Source organism: Bradyrhizobium sp. CCBAU 45394 (assembly GCF_028128655.1).
Classification (GTDB): domain Bacteria; phylum Pseudomonadota; class Alphaproteobacteria; order Rhizobiales; family Xanthobacteraceae; genus Bradyrhizobium; species Bradyrhizobium diazoefficiens.
In genome coordinates, this window is the sequence record NZ_LBIX01000046.1 from 1 (window position 1) to 529 (window position 529).

The window sequence follows — 529 nt, forward strand, 5'->3', positions numbered from 1 at the left end:
GAGTATTGTCCGGCAAGGCTAGAAGGATGTGTGCGAAGGAAAGGGTATCGTCATGGAGTTGCTGGGGAAAGTCCTATCACGGGAAAATCTTTTAGTGGCACTCGAAAGAGTGGAAAGAAACAAAGGATCGGCGGGAATCGACGGTGTTTCAACCGAACAACTGCGCGATTATATCCGTGAACACTGGTTAACCATTAAAGAGCAGGGGGGGGGGGGGGGGGGGGGGGGGGGGGGGGGGGGGGGGGGGGGGGGGGGGGGGGGGGGGGGGGGGGGGGGGGGGGGGGGGGGGGGGGGGGGGGGGGGGGGGGGGGGGGGGGGGGGGGGGGGGGGGGGGGGGGGGGGGGGGGGGGGGGGGGGGGGGGGGGGGGGGGGGGGGGGGGGGGGGGGGGGGGGGGGGGGGACCGAATCGCAGTGCGCACGACGCTATAAGACAAGCACAATCTTATATTTCTGAAGGATATCGCTTTGTCGTGGATATGGACTTAGAGAAATTCTTCGACAGAGTAAATCACGATATTTTAATGAGTCG

At 65.2% G+C, this 529-nt stretch carries 1 pseudogene; it reads left to right on the forward strand.

Annotation, left to right across the window (positions count from 1 at the left end):
* Positions 1 to 392 precede the first annotated feature (392 nt).
* A pseudogene (locus tag WN73_RS11600) lies at positions 393 to 529 on the forward strand (group II intron reverse transcriptase/maturase); the annotation flags it as partial.